At 64.7% G+C, this 14,687-nt stretch carries 13 protein-coding genes and 1 pseudogene; 6 read left to right on the top strand and 8 right to left on the bottom strand.

From position 1 onward, the window contains the following. Positions 1–161 precede the first annotated feature (161 nt). The 6 genes from DWV43_RS09030 to DWV43_RS09005 all read right to left on the bottom strand — a co-directional run bounded on the left by DWV43_RS09030 (position 162) and on the right by DWV43_RS09005 (position 4,913). Positions 162–716, bottom strand: coding sequence for a hypothetical protein (locus DWV43_RS09030; RefSeq protein ID WP_073293304.1), 555 nt, complete (start codon positions 714–716; stop codon positions 162–164). Then, the gene (locus DWV43_RS09025; protein ID WP_117818192.1) at positions 713–1,984 is read right to left on the bottom strand and encodes a relaxase/mobilization nuclease domain-containing protein; all 1,272 of its coding nucleotides are present in this window, start codon (positions 1,982–1,984) and stop codon (positions 713–715) included. Before DWV43_RS09025 ends, DWV43_RS09030 begins: the two co-directional genes overlap by 4 nt. Continuing rightward, positions 1,972–2,418 carry a CopG family transcriptional regulator gene (locus DWV43_RS09020; protein WP_015540324.1) on the bottom strand — a complete coding sequence of 149 codons (447 nt, stop codon included), beginning with the start codon at positions 2,416–2,418 and terminating at the stop codon, positions 1,972–1,974. Before DWV43_RS09020 ends, DWV43_RS09025 begins: the two co-directional genes overlap by 13 nt. Before the next feature lie 210 nt (positions 2,419–2,628). Beyond that, entirely contained in the window at positions 2,629–3,585 is a 957-nt protein-coding gene (locus DWV43_RS09015; protein ID WP_096227022.1) for a ParB/RepB/Spo0J family partition protein, read from the bottom strand. Further along, positions 3,572–4,336, bottom strand: coding sequence for a ParA family protein (locus DWV43_RS09010; protein WP_033499416.1), 765 nt, complete (start codon positions 4,334–4,336; stop codon positions 3,572–3,574). Before DWV43_RS09010 ends, DWV43_RS09015 begins: the two co-directional genes overlap by 14 nt. A 205-nt stretch (positions 4,337–4,541) precedes the next feature. Then, entirely contained in the window at positions 4,542–4,913 is a 372-nt protein-coding gene (locus DWV43_RS09005; RefSeq protein ID WP_096227021.1) for a YraN family protein, read from the bottom strand. Between the two features lie 547 nt (positions 4,914–5,460). Between DWV43_RS09005 and DWV43_RS09000 the strand changes: the two genes are divergently transcribed. The 6 genes from DWV43_RS09000 to DWV43_RS08975 all read left to right on the top strand — a co-directional run bounded on the left by DWV43_RS09000 (position 5,461) and on the right by DWV43_RS08975 (position 12,171). Continuing rightward, on the top strand, positions 5,461–5,736 hold the full coding sequence (locus DWV43_RS09000) for a hypothetical protein (protein ID WP_052118776.1): 276 nt from the start codon (positions 5,461–5,463) through the stop codon (positions 5,734–5,736). Between the two features lie 168 nt (positions 5,737–5,904). Then, a complete protein-coding gene (locus DWV43_RS08995; protein ID WP_227561562.1) occupies positions 5,905–6,117 on the top strand; it encodes a YlcI/YnfO family protein in 213 nt (70 codons plus the stop codon). 4 nt (positions 6,118–6,121) lie between these two features. Continuing rightward, the gene (locus tag DWV43_RS08990) at positions 6,122–9,367 is read left to right on the top strand and encodes a helicase-related protein (RefSeq protein ID WP_033499418.1); all 3,246 of its coding nucleotides are present in this window, start codon (positions 6,122–6,124) and stop codon (positions 9,365–9,367) included. Next, positions 9,364–10,146 (top strand): DUF4391 domain-containing protein, encoded by a 783-nt coding sequence (locus DWV43_RS08985; protein ID WP_033499419.1) that lies wholly within the window; start codon positions 9,364–9,366, stop codon positions 10,144–10,146. The genes DWV43_RS08990 and DWV43_RS08985 overlap by 4 nt, the downstream gene beginning before the upstream one ends. After that, positions 10,130–10,924, top strand: coding sequence for a hypothetical protein (locus DWV43_RS08980; protein WP_117818190.1), 795 nt, complete (start codon positions 10,130–10,132; stop codon positions 10,922–10,924). The genes DWV43_RS08985 and DWV43_RS08980 overlap by 17 nt, the downstream gene beginning before the upstream one ends. Positions 10,925–10,935: 11 nt before the next feature. Next, positions 10,936–12,171 (top strand): site-specific DNA-methyltransferase, encoded by a 1,236-nt coding sequence (locus DWV43_RS08975; RefSeq protein ID WP_197702168.1) that lies wholly within the window; start codon positions 10,936–10,938, stop codon positions 12,169–12,171. Positions 12,172–12,224: 53 nt separating this feature from the next. Here DWV43_RS08975 and DWV43_RS08970 read toward each other — a convergent pair. Both DWV43_RS08970 and DWV43_RS08965 read right to left on the bottom strand, forming a co-directional pair. Continuing rightward, positions 12,225–12,824: pseudogene (locus DWV43_RS08970) on the bottom strand (DUF4368 domain-containing protein); the annotation flags it as partial. A gap of 291 nt (positions 12,825–13,115) precedes the next feature. Next, positions 13,116–14,375, bottom strand: coding sequence for an IS30 family transposase (locus DWV43_RS08965; protein WP_117818188.1), 1,260 nt, complete (start codon positions 14,373–14,375; stop codon positions 13,116–13,118). Positions 14,376–14,687: the final 312 nt, after the last annotated feature.

Here is a 14,687-nt window from a genome sequence, read left to right as displayed (position 1 = left end):
GTGGTTTCTGATGCGGCGCGCTGCGCGCCCCGCACAGGCTAAAGCCTTTAACGGAAAGAGGCGGGCAATTGCCCGCCTCTTCTCACATCACCCACTTGAACACGGCACGGAACAGCCAGACGAAAAAGCCCAGCGTGACCTTAAGCGCCGCCATGAGGAACCTACCAAGCCTCTTCATCGACGTCACCCCAATCTTCCTTGACCTTGCGGGCGCCCTCGTCGGCGCCCTCCTCCTTCTCTTGCGCGAGCAGCCTCGCCAGCTCGTCGGGCACGCCCGGGACCTCTGCCCTCCCCAGAGCGCGCTGCAGGTCCCTTATCTGCGATTTCAGCGGTTTTGAGGGAGGGCCCACGTGCTCGCGGTAGCAGGCGCCGATCGCGGCCGCGTCGCACAGGAAGCCCCGCACCCGGGCGAACGCCTCGTCGCCGTCGAGCAGGACGCGGCGGGCTCGCCCCAGCTCGGCCTCCGAGGCCAGCATGAAGCGCCAGCCACGGGACCTGCGCGCGGCCGGTATCCCGTCCGCGGGCGCGTCGGCGCGCCAGTCGTCGCGCACCTGGTGCCAGTTCGCCGTGAGCCAGAGCCCCTTCTCGGGCTCCTCCCGCATCTCGAGCTCGAACTCCGTGAGCATGTTCGCGCCGGAGAACGGCGACCCCTCCGTGAACGAGAGCGTGTCGAACAGCGTCGTCCTGCCGCCCTCGTACTCTATCCTCACCATCATCTCCGGCCCCTCTCCCTGCGCTGGTCCTGCTGGGCCCGCTGCCGCTCGGCGGCGAGGATGCGCTGTTGCTCGTCCGCTCGGTGGCACTGGCGCGAATTGCCGCTGGCATCGTCGCGCCCTTCACCGTCCCCGTAGCGGGTCTTGAGCGGCATGAGCCCGTTCTCGGCCATGTAGGCGCGGGCGGCCTCGAGGCGACGGTATCCCTCGCCGCCCGCCTGGCCGCGCCGCTCGAGCGTCGCCATCCTGAGCCCGAACTCCTCGATGGACTCGACGTCGAACTTCGCGCACGTCTCGAGCGCCGAGGAGAGCCTGCTCAGCTCCGAGAGGTCGTTGAGCTCGAGGGCTCGCTCGGCGGCCTCGCGGATCCGCGCGGCGCTCGCGTCCGTGGGGCGGTAGGCGCCTTCGCGCTCGAAGCGCCGGCGCAGCATCTCCTTGCCGTAGACGAACCCCAGGCGCTCGCCGGTTACCTTCTTGGACGGTTCCTCCGCCAGGCTGAACACCCAGTCGTCCCGCCGCGCCTTGGCCGAGTTGTCGGCGACGTGCACGCCCAGGGCGTCGAGGATGCCGAAGAACTCCGCCTCGTCGCGCGCCGTGGTCTTGGCGAGCGCGACGCGGGCGCGGATGTCGCCGACCCACGAGTAGCCGCCCGAGCGCATGATCTCCTTCTCGGCCCGGCCCAGGTAGACGCTCCTGCGGCTCCTGGGCCCGCCCGCACCTGCCCGCCCGCGCGCCTTCGACGGAGATTCGGGCGCCCGGTCGTTGGAGAGCCCCGACAGCCCGCGCTCGCGCGCCATGTCCTGCAGGTCTCGGTTGAGGTCCTCGGGGTGCTGGGTCTGCATGCGGTAGCCGGTGCGGAGGTTGGCGTTGTTCGCGACGATGTGCGCGTGCGGTATGCCGCGGGCGTTGTCGTCGTGGTAGACGATGGCGATCTCGTGGTCGTCGAAGTGCCTGAGCGCCCACGAGCACGCGAGCTCGCGCAGCGTCGCCAGGTCGATGTCGTCGCCGGGGTCCGGCGAGAGCACGAAGTGCTTGAACGTGCGCGCGGGCTTGCCCCTCCAGGGTGCGTCCGTGCCGAACGCGGCGCGCGTGGCGTCCATCTCGGCGTCCCAGGCGCAGGCCTCCTTGGCGTCTTCCCCCAGCGCGCCGGCGTCGCGCTCGTCGTAGCTCAGGTTGAACAGGTCGCGCGCCAGGGCGCGGCCTCCCTTCTCGAGGTAGCGGCGGATGCCGCCCGTCGAGCCGTGGCCGCTTATCGGCTTCAGGATCGGCATGGCGAGCCCTCCACGAGCGAGTCGGCGCCGATGCGACCGAGCTCCGCCGCCATCTCTCGGGCCGCGGCGTTCACGTCGGCGAGCTCGCGCTCGATCGTCGGGATGCTATCCGCGACGAGGTCGCGGTCGACGTGCCCGTGGCGGGCGTGGAAGTTGATGAGGTTCATCGCGTGCACGGCCTGGTTGTAGTGGTAGCCCCACTTCGTGAGCTCTCGCGACATCGCCCACAGGGCTCTGCGGTCCACGAGTATGCGGTGCTCGTCTCCCGCGTTGGCCTCCGTCGACAGCGGTATGCGAACGAGGTAGCGCAGGTACTCCGACTTGCTGAGGCCGGCACGCTCGCACCGCTCGCAGAGCGCGTCGTAGTCGCCTCCCTCCATGCGGAACGTGACGCGGCGCTCCTTGCCTTTGGCGGCGCCGGCTTCCTCTTCCATGGCGGATTCCTTTCCTCGGGCCCGCCGCGCGGCGGGCGCGTCTCTCTAGGGGTGCGGGGGATCCCCCGCAGGCGGCGGCCCGGCTCGGGCGCCGCCTCTGGGACCGGGCCTCGCGAAAGCGGGCTCCCGAACGGCCCGCGGCATGACGGGTCCGAGGCCGCCCGGTCCCCAAGTGCTATGGACGCCCGACGCGATGTCGGACGCCATAGGCTACTTGCTGGATTTCGGGCCTGAGGCCCTTCTGCGGCGCTTTCGGGCATCGGTGCCCGCATCCGTGTAGGGCGCGGTCATGAGCGCCATCTCCCGCAGCAGCGAGAGGTCGGCCGGGCTCGGGCTCTCGGGCGGGCTCTCCAGGAAGTCGGCGACGAGCCTCGCGGCCTTCGCGATGCGGCCGTCGGGGCCTGCCTGCGTCTTGCCCTCGCTCCTCACGTAGTCGGAGAGCTCGCGCTTGGTGCGCCGCCAGGGCTCCATCGCGGCGTGCATCTCCGCCTGGCGCTCCTTCGGCATGCCCGCGAGCGTGCGCACCGCCTCGGCGCTGAGGTTGCCGCGGTCGGCCTCGGCGGCCCACTCGGGCGAGAGGTCCTCGGCGATGCGGCGGGCAAGCCTCTCCTCGCGCGCGATGGTCTTGCCGGAGACCTTGCGGCCCGTCTGCCGCTCGATGATGGCGGCCTTCACGTCGTCGACGCGCATGCCGGAAAGCGACGGGTCCTCGGAGCGCAGGCGCACGGCGTCGCCCCTGAGCGCCTCGGTCGCTGCGGCGCGCTCGGTCACGGTGAGCGCGCGGGTGAAGTAGTTCGCGGCGTGGAGCAGCGTCACCGCCCGCTCGTCGTCGATGCCCTCTATCACGCGGCAGGGCATCTTCTCGTAGGCGGGGTCGTCCTTGGCGAGCAGCGCGTAGGCGGCCTTGCGCCGGTGCCCGGAGACCATCTGCCACGAGCCGTCGCCGACCTTGCGCACGAGCGGCAGGTCGGTGAGGCCGTCCTCGCGTATGGACTCGGCGAGCTCGGCTATCCCCGTTGGGTCCATGGAGTAGGCGGCGTTCGCCGGGTGGTCGGCGATGTCGGCCACCGCTATCTCGGACACCGGGTAGCGCCCGCGGGTGCGCGACGCGCCGTCGAGAAGCCCCGTGATGGTGAAGCCCGCGGCCACCTGGCTAGGCGAGCTCACGGGACACCTCGTCGGCGAGAGCTTCGTAGTCGCGTGCGGGGCGGCTCCCCGGCTCGAAGGCCGCCACCGGCTTCCATTGCCAGCTGCCCTCGCAGACCTTGCTGCTCGCGTGGATGACCGTCTCGAACTGCTCGCCCGGGAAGAACCCGTCGAGCACGGCCGCGCCCGTGGCCTCGGCGTTGGTCATGCGGCCGGGCACGCAGGTGCGCAGTATCTTCCATCTGGGCGTGGGCATGCGCAGAGCGTCCGCGATGGAGCGCGTCGCCTCCACGGTGAGCGCCGTGCCGCGCATCACGGTGGAGTCGAGCTTCACGGGGATGACGACCATGCCGCCCTCCGTTGCGGCGAGGTAGGCGTTGAAGGCGAGCCTGCGCATCACGGGGCTGCAGTCGATGAGGCAGACGTCGTAGGAGCCCGAGGCGTCGTCGAGGGCGAACTTGAGGCGCTGCTCGCGCAGGAGCATCTCGTTCTGGTCGACGAGGTCGATGGTCGAGGCCACCACGTCGAGGCCCTCCCCGGCGGCGTAAGCGACCTCTTCCACGGGCGCGCCGCCGTAGAGCAGCTCGACCGAGGTGCGGCGCTCGGAGGCGGCGCGGTCGTAGAGGCCGAAGAAGTCGGTGGCAGACGCCTGCGGGTCGAGGTCGACGAGCAGGGTCCGAAGGCCCCTGGCGGCGAAGATGGCCGCCAGGTTGACGGCGGTCGTCGTCTTGCCGACGCCGCCCTTGTAGTTGGAAATGGCTATCGTGCGCATGGGTCGCGTCCTCTCTAGCGTGGGGCGCGCCTCGCCGCATCCGGTCCGGCGCGCCCCGAGTCTCGGAGCGTCGGGACAAAACCGTACGGATTTGTCCGACAAGCGGAGTGTACCACGAAAACGTACGTATATGTACGTTTTCGTGGTACAGGGGCCGGTTTCGGGGGAAAGCCCGGCCCCGGGAGCCCGGGGCCGGGCGCGCCGCCTAGGAGAGCGGCTCCATCTCGCCGAAGCAGTTGATGTGGTGGCGAAGGAGTGCGCGGTTCTCCTTGACGACCATCATCGCCACCTCGTCGAAGCGGACCGGGGTGTCGGCGTAGTCGTCGCCGTTGCCGGCGAGCCACCTCGCCGCCAGCGCCTCGCGCAGCCCGCGCGCCCTGTGGGCCTCGGGGAAGCCGTCCGTCCCGATCCGGACCGTGGCGTCGACGAAGACCAGGGTCCCGTCCTCGTCCACCGCCACGAGGTCGATCCCGCCGATGCCCTCGGGTCCCTGCCAGGCCTCGTCGACGATCTCGTAGCCCTTGCGCTCGAGGAAGGCCTTGACCGCGCCCATCGCCTTTTCCTTCATGTCGTTCATGTCTTGCTCCTTAGACTCTGAGGCCCGCCCCTGTGGCGTGCCTTGCGCCGCGTGAGTCGCATGCAGCGCGGGCGTGCCTGCAAGGGAGGAAGCGAAGTCGGGCATGGAAATAGAAGTCTCCCGACGGCAGTTTTTCGCGTTGTTCGCGCGCGGAGCGCATGGGGCGAAGAACCCGAAAAAGTGTCGCGGCCCTTGCTGGCCGCCTGCCGGCGTGCGACCCTGCGCGTCCAAGGAGCGCCGGGGCGGGTATTCGGATCAAAGGGGCGCAGGCGTGCGGCATGGAATCCGGCGTGGGCGCCGAGACCCTCCGGGCATGGGATGCGGCCCATCGGCGGTTGCTGGGCTCCCGCGGGGATTGACGACGACGTCGTGGCGGGGACGGAGGCGGGTTCCCGAGTCGCGGCGCCGCGGCATGAGTCGGGACGGACGGCTTTCCCGTGCCGCTTGCGGCCGATATGCGCACGGGACCGCGGGCGGCGAGATGGTTCTCCGCATGGAACGGCTACGGTGCTGCGCGACACGTCCGTTGAGAGAAGGAGGCGAGCTGATGTTGAGCCACGAAGAGAAGTTGGAGCGCATCGAGCTCATCGATGCCGTGTGCGATGCCGGGAGGCTGGCGAGGGGCCTGGACCAGCTGCTCGAGTCCCTGGCGCATGCCGACCAGCTGGACCCGCTCGACGTCGAGGGGATTCTGGCCCTGAAGTCGATAAGTGAGAGGTGCGCCGAGCGCATCGGCGACGCCGCGCGAATCTTGGAGGCTCAGAACGAGGTTCTCTACGCCGAGGAATGGGCAAACGCCAAACCTCGCGAAAACGAGAGATGAGGACCCGAACGAAAGCGGCCATCCAAGCCCGATCAGGGCGTCCATCGCCGTCCGCGCTCATATAAAGCCTGGACATCGGCTGTCCTCGCATTCCCAGTGCCGCCGCGTGCCGTCGCGTTATAATGCTGCAAACGCATTTGTATTGCATTTCGAGCGATGGGAGCGCAGATGCCCGACAGCTACAAGGAGCTCATCAAGAGCAATCCCGACGAGACCGAGATCAGAAGCTTCCTGGTGGACGGCGACCAGGTCTCCGTGACCCTGCGCATCCCCGACACCCTGCGCGACGCGGCGAAGGAGGAGGCGGCCCTGCGGGGCATGAGCTTCTCCGCCTTCGTGCGCACCTGCATGATCGAAGAGCTCGCGAAAAAGGGGGCATAGAGGCGTGAAGTCGCTAAGCAACGTCGGCGCGGAGCGCCTGGGAGACGCCCTCGGCGAATCCATCGACGACGGCGCGAAGTTGTCGATAATCAGCTCGTATTTCACCGTGTTCGCCTACGGGGAGCTCAAAGAGGAGCTCTCCAAGGTCGACGAGGTGCGCTTCCTGTTCAGCGAGCCCACCTTCATCAAGCGCATGGCCGACTCGAAGGAGCCGCGCGAGTTCGAGGTAGCCCGCCGCGCGCGCGAGGTCGGCGTCGGCGGCTCGGGGCTCGAGCTCACGCTGCGCAACAACCTAAACCAACGCGCGCTCGCCCGCGAATGCGCCGAGTGGATCCGCGAGAAGGGCGTCTTCAAGTCCGCCAAGACGTCCGGCGCCATTCAGCCGGGCGGCACCTACGTGGTGGAGAACCCATCCGGCGACGACCACGCCTTCATGGGCGCCGCCGCGAACTTCACGCAGGAGGGCCTCGGCTACGAGCGCCGTCCGGGAACCGTGACCTGCGTGAGCCATTTCGAGAACGCGACCGAGGCCGTCGGCCTCAAGATGATGTTCGAGTCGGTCTGGGACAACCCTGCCATGGTCGAGGAGGTCACCGCGCAGGTGGCCGCCCAGGTCGAGACGCTCTACCGCGAGAACCCGCCCGAGTTCATCTATTTCCTGACCCTGTACCACCTGTTCCGCGACTTCATGGAGGACGACGAGGACAACGGCATCCGCCCCGGCCTCAAGTTCGAGGAGTCCGTGGTCTGGAGCAAGCTCTACGACTTCCAGAAGGACGCCGTCGTGGGCGCCATCCGCAAGCTGGAGAAGTACAAGGGCTGCATCATCGCCGACTCGGTGGGCCTGGGCAAGACCTACGAGGCGCTCGCCGTCATGAAGTACTACCAGGAGCGCAACGACCGCATCCTCGTGCTGTGCCCGAAGCGCCTGCGGGACAACTGGACCCTGTGGACGCAGGACAACGACGACCGCAACCCGCTGGCCGACGACCGCTTCAGCTACACGGTGCTCAACCACACCGACCTGTCGCGCTACCACGGCATGAGCGGCGAGGTGGACCTCGAGCACCTGCGCTGGGGCCACTTCGACCTCCTCGTCATCGACGAGAGCCACAACTTCAGGAACAAGAGCACCGACGCGGACAAGACCGACCGCTACACGCGCCTCATCGAGGACGTCATCAAGTCGGGCCAGCGCACGAAGGTGCTCATGCTCTCTGCCACCCCGGTGAACAACCGCCTGCTCGACCTGCGAAACCAGATCGAGCTCATCACCGAGGGAGACGACGCGTACCTCGCCGATACCGATGGCATCCCGTCGATCACCCACGTGACGCGCGTCGCCCAGCAGAGGTTCAACGAGTGGAGCAAGCTCTCCGACTCCGAGCGCACGACCGAGAGCTTCGTGAACGCGGTGAACGCCGACTACTTCAAGCTGCTCGACGTGCTGACCATCGCGCGCAGCCGCAAGCACATCACGAAGTACTACGGCGCCGCGAGCGGTACCTTCCCGGCGCGCCGGCCGCCCCTGTCGTTTCAGACGCCCATTGACCTAGAAGGCGAGCTGCCGCCGATTGCCGTGCTCAACGACATGATCGCCCAGCTCACGTTCGCCCAGTACCAGGTGCTCTCCTACGTGCGCGCCGACCAGCGCCGCAAGTACGAGGACCGCTACGGGGACACGTGGGGCAAGGACTTCGAGAGCCAGGTCCACCGCACGACGGCGGTGGCCAACCTCATGCGCGTCAACGTCCTCAAGCGCATGGAGTCCTCCGTGAACAGCTTCCGCATCACGCTGCGACGAATCCTCGACGGCTGCGTCGACCTGCGCGCGAGGCTCGACGCCGACGCGTCGGGGGTCGCCTACGGCACCGAGGGCCTCGAGGACGGGTTCGACGACGACGATGCCGAGGAGTTCGAGGCCGGCGGCAAGGTGCGAGTCGACCTGCGAGACGTCGACGCCCTGCGCCTGGGCCAGGACCTCGACTTCGACATCCAGGTGCTCCGGGCCCTGCTAACCTATGCCGACGCGGTGACGCCCGAGCGCGACGCCAAGCTCGTGAAGCTGCGCGACTTCATCGCGGGCAAGGTCAGCGAGCCGTACAACCCCGGCAACCGCAAGGTGCTGGTGTTCAGCGCGTTCGCCGACACGACGGCGTACCTTTTCGAGCAGCTGGCGCCCTGGCTGAAGCGCGAGCTCGGAATCGAGTGCGCCGAGGTGGCGGGCAGCTCCAACCGGACCTACTCGCTGAAGCTTCCCAGGACCACCTTCGAGAACATCCTCGCGAGGTTCTCTCCCGTCTCAAAGGAGCTGCCGGAGAGCCAGCGGGAGCTCGGCGAGATCGACGTCGTCTTCGCGACGGACTGCATCTCCGAGGGCCAGAACCTGCAGGACTGCGACTGCCTGGTGAACTACGACATCCACTGGAACCCCGTGCGTATCATCCAGCGCTTCGGCCGCATCGACCGCCTGGGATCGAAGAACTCCCAGATCCAGCTGGTCAACTTCTGGCCGGACATCGCGCTCGACGAGTACATCCAGCTCGAGGGCCGCGTGAAGGGGCGCATGGCGCTGCTCGACGCGTCGGCAACCGGCGAGGAGAACGTGCTGGAGGCCAAGGGCAATGGAGAGATGAACGACCTCAAGTACCGTCGCCGGCAGCTCCAGCAGCTCAAGAGCGAGGTGCTCGACCTCGAGGACATCTCGGGCGGCATCTCGATCACGGATTTCGCCTTCGACGACTTCCGCGTGGAGCTCCAGCGCTACGCCAAGGAGCATCCCGGCGCGTTGGAGAACTCGCCGGCGGGACTGCACGCCGTGGCCCCCATCCCCGACGAGCTTCGCAGCGACGTGAAGCCAGGCGTGGTCTTCTGCCTCAAGCAGAACGACGAGGGCAACGATCCCAGGGACACGAACCCTGTCTTCCCGTACTACGTGGTGTACGTGTCGGCCGACGGCGAGGTCATGACGAAGCACACCCAGCCCAAGCCGGCGCTCGACATCATGCGCGCCGTCTGCTCTGGGCATCCCGAGCCCATCGCTAAGCTGTGCCGCGAGTTCAACCGCGAGACCCGCGACGGGACGAGGATGGACGCCTACACCGACCTGCTTGACGATGTCGTTGCGGCCATCACCGGAACGCAGCAGGACAAAGGCATCGAGAGCCTGTTCAGCCTGGGAGAGGTCGGCAGCGGCACCGTCATGGGCTTCAACGACTACTCGTTGGTATGTTTCGCGGTGCTGCGATGAGCGGCATCGACTGGAACGGAATCCTGCGCCTGCCCGAAGCGGCGCTCGCGGGATGCCGCCGCATTCCCAAGACGGTGCTCGTCAAGCAGGCCATGCTCACCAAGACCGAGCAGAAGAGGCTCGACAAGGTCGCGCGCCTCGAGCACTTCGCCACGGTCCAGAAGTCCACGACGCGCATCCCGCCGTACGAGGACGACGAGCGCAACGTGCAGAGCGTCGTCTTCCTCCGTTGCGAGATGACAGCCGGGACCATGGCGGTGGCCGAGGTGGCGGAGCTCGTGCACAAGTGCTTCCCGAACCCGACGGTGCTCCTGGTCGAGGCGGGCGGCTGCGCGTGCATATCGGTCGCCCTCACGCGGAGGAGCCAGGCCGAGCAGGGCGCGACGGTCGTCGACCGAGTCGAGTCGACGGGCGCGTTCGATCCTGGCCGTTCAGAATACGCGGACTTCCTAGGCGCGCTGGCATTCGGGCGGCTCTCGCAGGGCGACCTCTGGGAGTACCTGGTCGACCTGTCGCGCACCGTAGCGCTGTCCCGCGCGATTGGCGGCCTGGGGTTCTACCCCGTATGCCCCGCTCGAGACCGGGAAAAGCTGATCGCCCTCACGTCGCGCTACGATGAGATGGGAGCCTCCGTCAAGCGGCTGAAGGAGCAGCGGCGGTCGAAGGACATAACGCTCAACGAGTCCGCGAAGCTGAGGATGGAAATGAAGGAAGAGGAGCGACGCCTGAGGGCGGTCGCCGATGAGATAAAGGAGATCTGCAATGGCCGTTCTAGATGAGTATATTTTGCGAGCGGCGCGCCTTTTGAGTGATGCTGCAGATGAGGATGTTGATGCGCTCTGCCGTGAAATCATGCAGGTCTTCGACCTCGACTACACTAACCCCGAGGCTTTAAAATATATCAATTCCTCAAGCTCATTTCGCTACTCGAAAAGCGACCTAGGGATGATTCTCCAGAAGCTGCGCCTAAAGCGGGAAGACTCAGACGACAAAGCGTTCAGTGCCGCATTCTGCGCAACTATAACGCAGCATATCAGGAGACTGGAGCAAGCTCTTGAAGAGGGCGTGAAAGACGACGAGCTCAAAGCCGTATACGACTCAATCGACTACGTCTACGCAAACGCGAGGGGCTACGACTCCTACACGGACGGACTAGCCTCCTATTCCTATGGGTCTTCCAATCGCAATGATTTCAACGATGAACAGACGCAACTACGTATCGACAAACTGAAGCATTTCCGTGATGAGGAGCTCCGTAAGCTGAAAATCGCCGAAGCGCAGGGCGCTAGCGTCAGCCTCACGGCATCCGCCACGAGCAACGTACAGGTCACGTTAGAGGCAACCTTTGAACAGATTGACAAATTGCCAGAGACAACGCTTTCCGATGACGAGAAGACGCTGCTCAAAGGGATGATGGGCGATCTCAACACAAAAGATAAAAGCAAACGGGGCAGCAAGCTTGACAAACTCCTGAGCTGGCTTGCCGGCAAGGGCACCGACGTTTTTATTGCCGCCATGCCCTACATAGTTCAACTAATCAAATCTCAACTTTCCTAGGAGGAGACCTCATGGGCGAGATAGAAAAGATGACTCTTGAATCGGAGAGTCTTATTGACGACCGCCTGAATAAGCTCAAGGAGCTGATGCCCGAAGTGTTCTCCGAGAGCGGAATCGACTTCGACAAACTGCGGCTGGAGCTTGGCGACGAGGTAGACGAGGGCCTGGAGCGCTATGCGTTCACGTGGCCCGGCAAGGCCGATGCCATCCGCCAGTCGCAGATGTCCAGCACTGCTACTTTGCGTCCCCGTATCGAGAAAAGCCGCAGCCGCGATGGAGAGGATGGGTCCTTCGACTCGGACAACATTTATATCGAAGGCGACAATCTCGAGGTGCTGAAGCTCCTACAGCGCGGCTACCACGGCAAGGTCAAGATGATCTACATCGACCCACCCTACAACACGGGTCACGACTTTGTCTACAAGGACAATTTCGGCAACTCTGTCGATAACTATAAGGAGCAGGCGGGACTCGCCGGCCAGTCCAACGCCGACACAAGTGGCCGCTACCATAGCGACTGGTGCTCGATGATGTACCCTAGGTTGAGACTGGCTCGAGAGCTCCTAACCGACGATGGCGTCATTTTCATTTCGATTGACGATAACGAAGACCGCAATTTGCGCATCCTCTGTGACGAGGTGTTCGGAGAGGCAAATTTCGTTTCTCAGCTAATCTGGGAACGAGCTTACTCGCCCAAGAATGACGCCAAATACGTTTCAAATAGCCATGATTATGTTCTCGTATACGCCAAATCCATTGAGCGCTTTGTGATTGGACGCCTGCCGAGAACAGACGAGGCAAACGCCCGCTACAAGAATCCAGACAACGACCCTCGAGGCGTTTGGAAGCCAAGCGACCTCAGTGTAAAGACTTACAGCCCAGATTCCGACTATCCAATCACAACGCCCTCGGGGCGTGTTGTAGAGCCTCCAGCAGGACGCTGCTGGAGGCTCTCGCGAAACGCGTTTCGCGAGAGACTCCAGGATAACCGCATTTGGTTTGGCCCAAACGGCGACAGCGTCCCTTGCATCAAGCGTTTCCTAACAGAGCTCAAATATGATGGAATGGCTCCAACTTCAATCATGTTTTACAAAGAAGTGGGTCACAGCCAGGAAGGCGCCAAGGAGCTCGTATCTCTATTTGACGGAAAGGGCTATTTCGATGGACCGAAACCGACGAAACTACTTCAGCGCCTGATAACCCTTGCGAATCTGCTAATGTGCGATAAAGAAGTAATAGAAGTGTAAAAAATTTTGCCGTTCCTATCCGGCACTTAGGGCTGTGTCGGATAGGTCAGGCGTTAGGCTTCCGGCAAGTCTATCTTGCCGACAAAGCTGTAATAAATCTCAATGTCCTGCCTGCGGGTGCCGTTCTCGTCATAGCTGCACTCATGCACGACGATTTTCTCAATCATTTCCCGCAAGAGGGTGGGGGTCAATTCTTCAAAAGCAAGGTGCTTTCTCACAATCCCCATGAATTTCTCGGCGTTGACGGTGGCGGCCTGCGACTTGGAAAGTTCCTCCTGCAAAGCGGCAGCCCGGTCTTTCAGTTCCCGCTGCTCCTGCTCATAGTCCGCCGACAGCTCCATGAAACGCTCGTCGCTGATTTTGCCGCTTACATTGTCCTCATACAGCCGCTTGATAATGCGGTTCACTTCGGCAATGCGTGTCTGGGCCTGTTCAAGCTGCTTCGTGGCTGCGGCGGTCTTTCTCTTGCCGCCGATTTCGTTCTGCTGGATGAGCAGCTTTACAAAGCGGCTCTCATGCCTGGCGGCGTATTCCGTCACTTGCCGGAGATTGGAAAGCACGTCCGCCGTCAAAAGGTCGGTGCGGATAAAGTGTGCCGTACAGTCACGGGTACGCTTCTTGTAGCTGCCGCAGATATAACAGTCCTGCTTGCGGTTCTATTCGTCTGTTCCTGGTTCAAAATAGTTTCTCCTCTCTGATACTGATTTTATGGTTGATTTTCGTTGTTAGCCGTACACTTGCGGCACAAATGAGGTTTTCGCAGTTAACAGGACGGGCGCGCAAGCGCCCGTCCTGCGTTTTCCCGGGCCGATACGGCTTGGATTGCGGTAAAACGAGATGTTCGGCTGAGTTCGGGGCATGGCTCCGCCGGCCCGCCCGGGTCGGGTTTCGGACTTATCCGGACGGGCTGGAGGGCCCTGCCTATTCGGTTTCGCTGCCGGCCGCTACGGTGCCAGCGGCCCCTCGCCGCGCGCGCGGCGTGCGGCCTCGATGGCCCCGACGGACATGTCGAGCTCGCCGTAGGGCACCTTCTCGACCCCCAGCGCGTCGAGAAGCGCGCGGCCGTCGTCGCCGAGCGCCGCCAGCAGCATGTCGATGGCGCACATGCCGCCCAAAGACGGCCTGGGCTCGGAGTTCAGGTGCGACATCAGCACGGCGCAGTCCCTGCCGGCGAGCCCGTCGAAGCTTATTCCGCGCCCCTTGGGCAGTATCTTGCGCAGCTCGACGTGGTTGCGCTCGCAGCCGCCCTTCTGCTGGGACTGGCGCGCGTCGCAGTAGTAGACCGAGCACCGCCTGGCGGACGGGTCGAGCGCGGAGCGCTCGATTCCCGCGCAGTCGGCGAACTCGGCGCCGTTGTCGGTCAGGAGCAGGGAGAACAGCCTTCGGAACGCTTTCGGCGCCGCCTTCTCCAGCATGTCGAGCGCCGATCCCGTCGACGCCGCCGTCTTGTCGGGCATGGGCAGCGCGATCTGGAACTTGAACGCCCTCAGGTACAATGTGAGCAGGCACCGGCGGTCGGACTTCAGGCCGAGCACCGTGTCCATCTCGCAGGCGGCGGCGCGCTCTTCCCCCGGCAACTCCATGAACGCGGCGAACGAGCGGGCCGCGCCGTGCGACGTCTGCCTTGACGGCTCGGCGTGCGAGCGCGGCTTGTAGCCGCACCTGCGCCGCAGCTCGAGGCTGCTCATCCCCGCGTAGCCGCGCCCTATCCACCTGTATATGGTCGACGCCGACGCCCCGATCTCGGCCGCCCTGGCCAGCGCTATCTGCTCGGGCGACAGCCCCCGCGCGACGTCGGACCTGATCAGCTCCATGGCGCGCTCGAATTCCGCCTCGCCCCGGTCGACGCCCATCCTGGATTCGCGCAGCTCGGCGTCGGCGAGCGCCTGCGCCCTGGCGGCCGAGTACTCGCACCTCCACCTTCTCGAGCAGTGGTACCTGCGGAACCTGCACCCGTTGCAGCAATGCGGCCACGACAGCAGCTTCGGGCAGGCGTCGTCGGGGGCCTCCGCGGCGCGGCCGCCCTTGTTCGGACCGCGGCACACCGTGCGGTTGCGCGCCACCTCGTCGGCGACCGTCGACGGCGACCGGCGCAGCTCCCGGGCGATCTGCCTGCACGACTTGCGCTTGTCCAGGCCCCTCTCGATCGCCGCGCGCTCCGACCTGTCGAGCCTGCGGTACGGCTTGGATGCGTTTTTCCTCATGCTCTCTCCTTTCTCTCGGGAGGGCCCTCGGCCCTCGCCTCCGGAAAGGAATTCTCGAACTCAGCCGGACGCGTCCGGCTGAGTTCGAGAGCAAAACCAAAGCGTTCGGATGAACTTGCAAATCAACTAGAAAATAGAGTGATACGTATAAAAAATATAATAATTGCGTAAACTTGATTTGCCTGAGAGCATATGCTATAATGGCAATAGCTAAGAAAAGATATAATGTGTCACGTAGACACAAAACGAACCCCCAGTAGTGAACTGCCTCCCATTTCTTGGACACAAGAAATGGGAGGCTTTTTTATGGCT

The organism is Collinsella sp. AF05-9 (genome assembly GCF_003465595.1).
Classification (GTDB): domain Bacteria; phylum Actinomycetota; class Coriobacteriia; order Coriobacteriales; family Coriobacteriaceae; genus Collinsella.
This window is presented reverse-complemented; position numbering and strand designations above follow the sequence as displayed.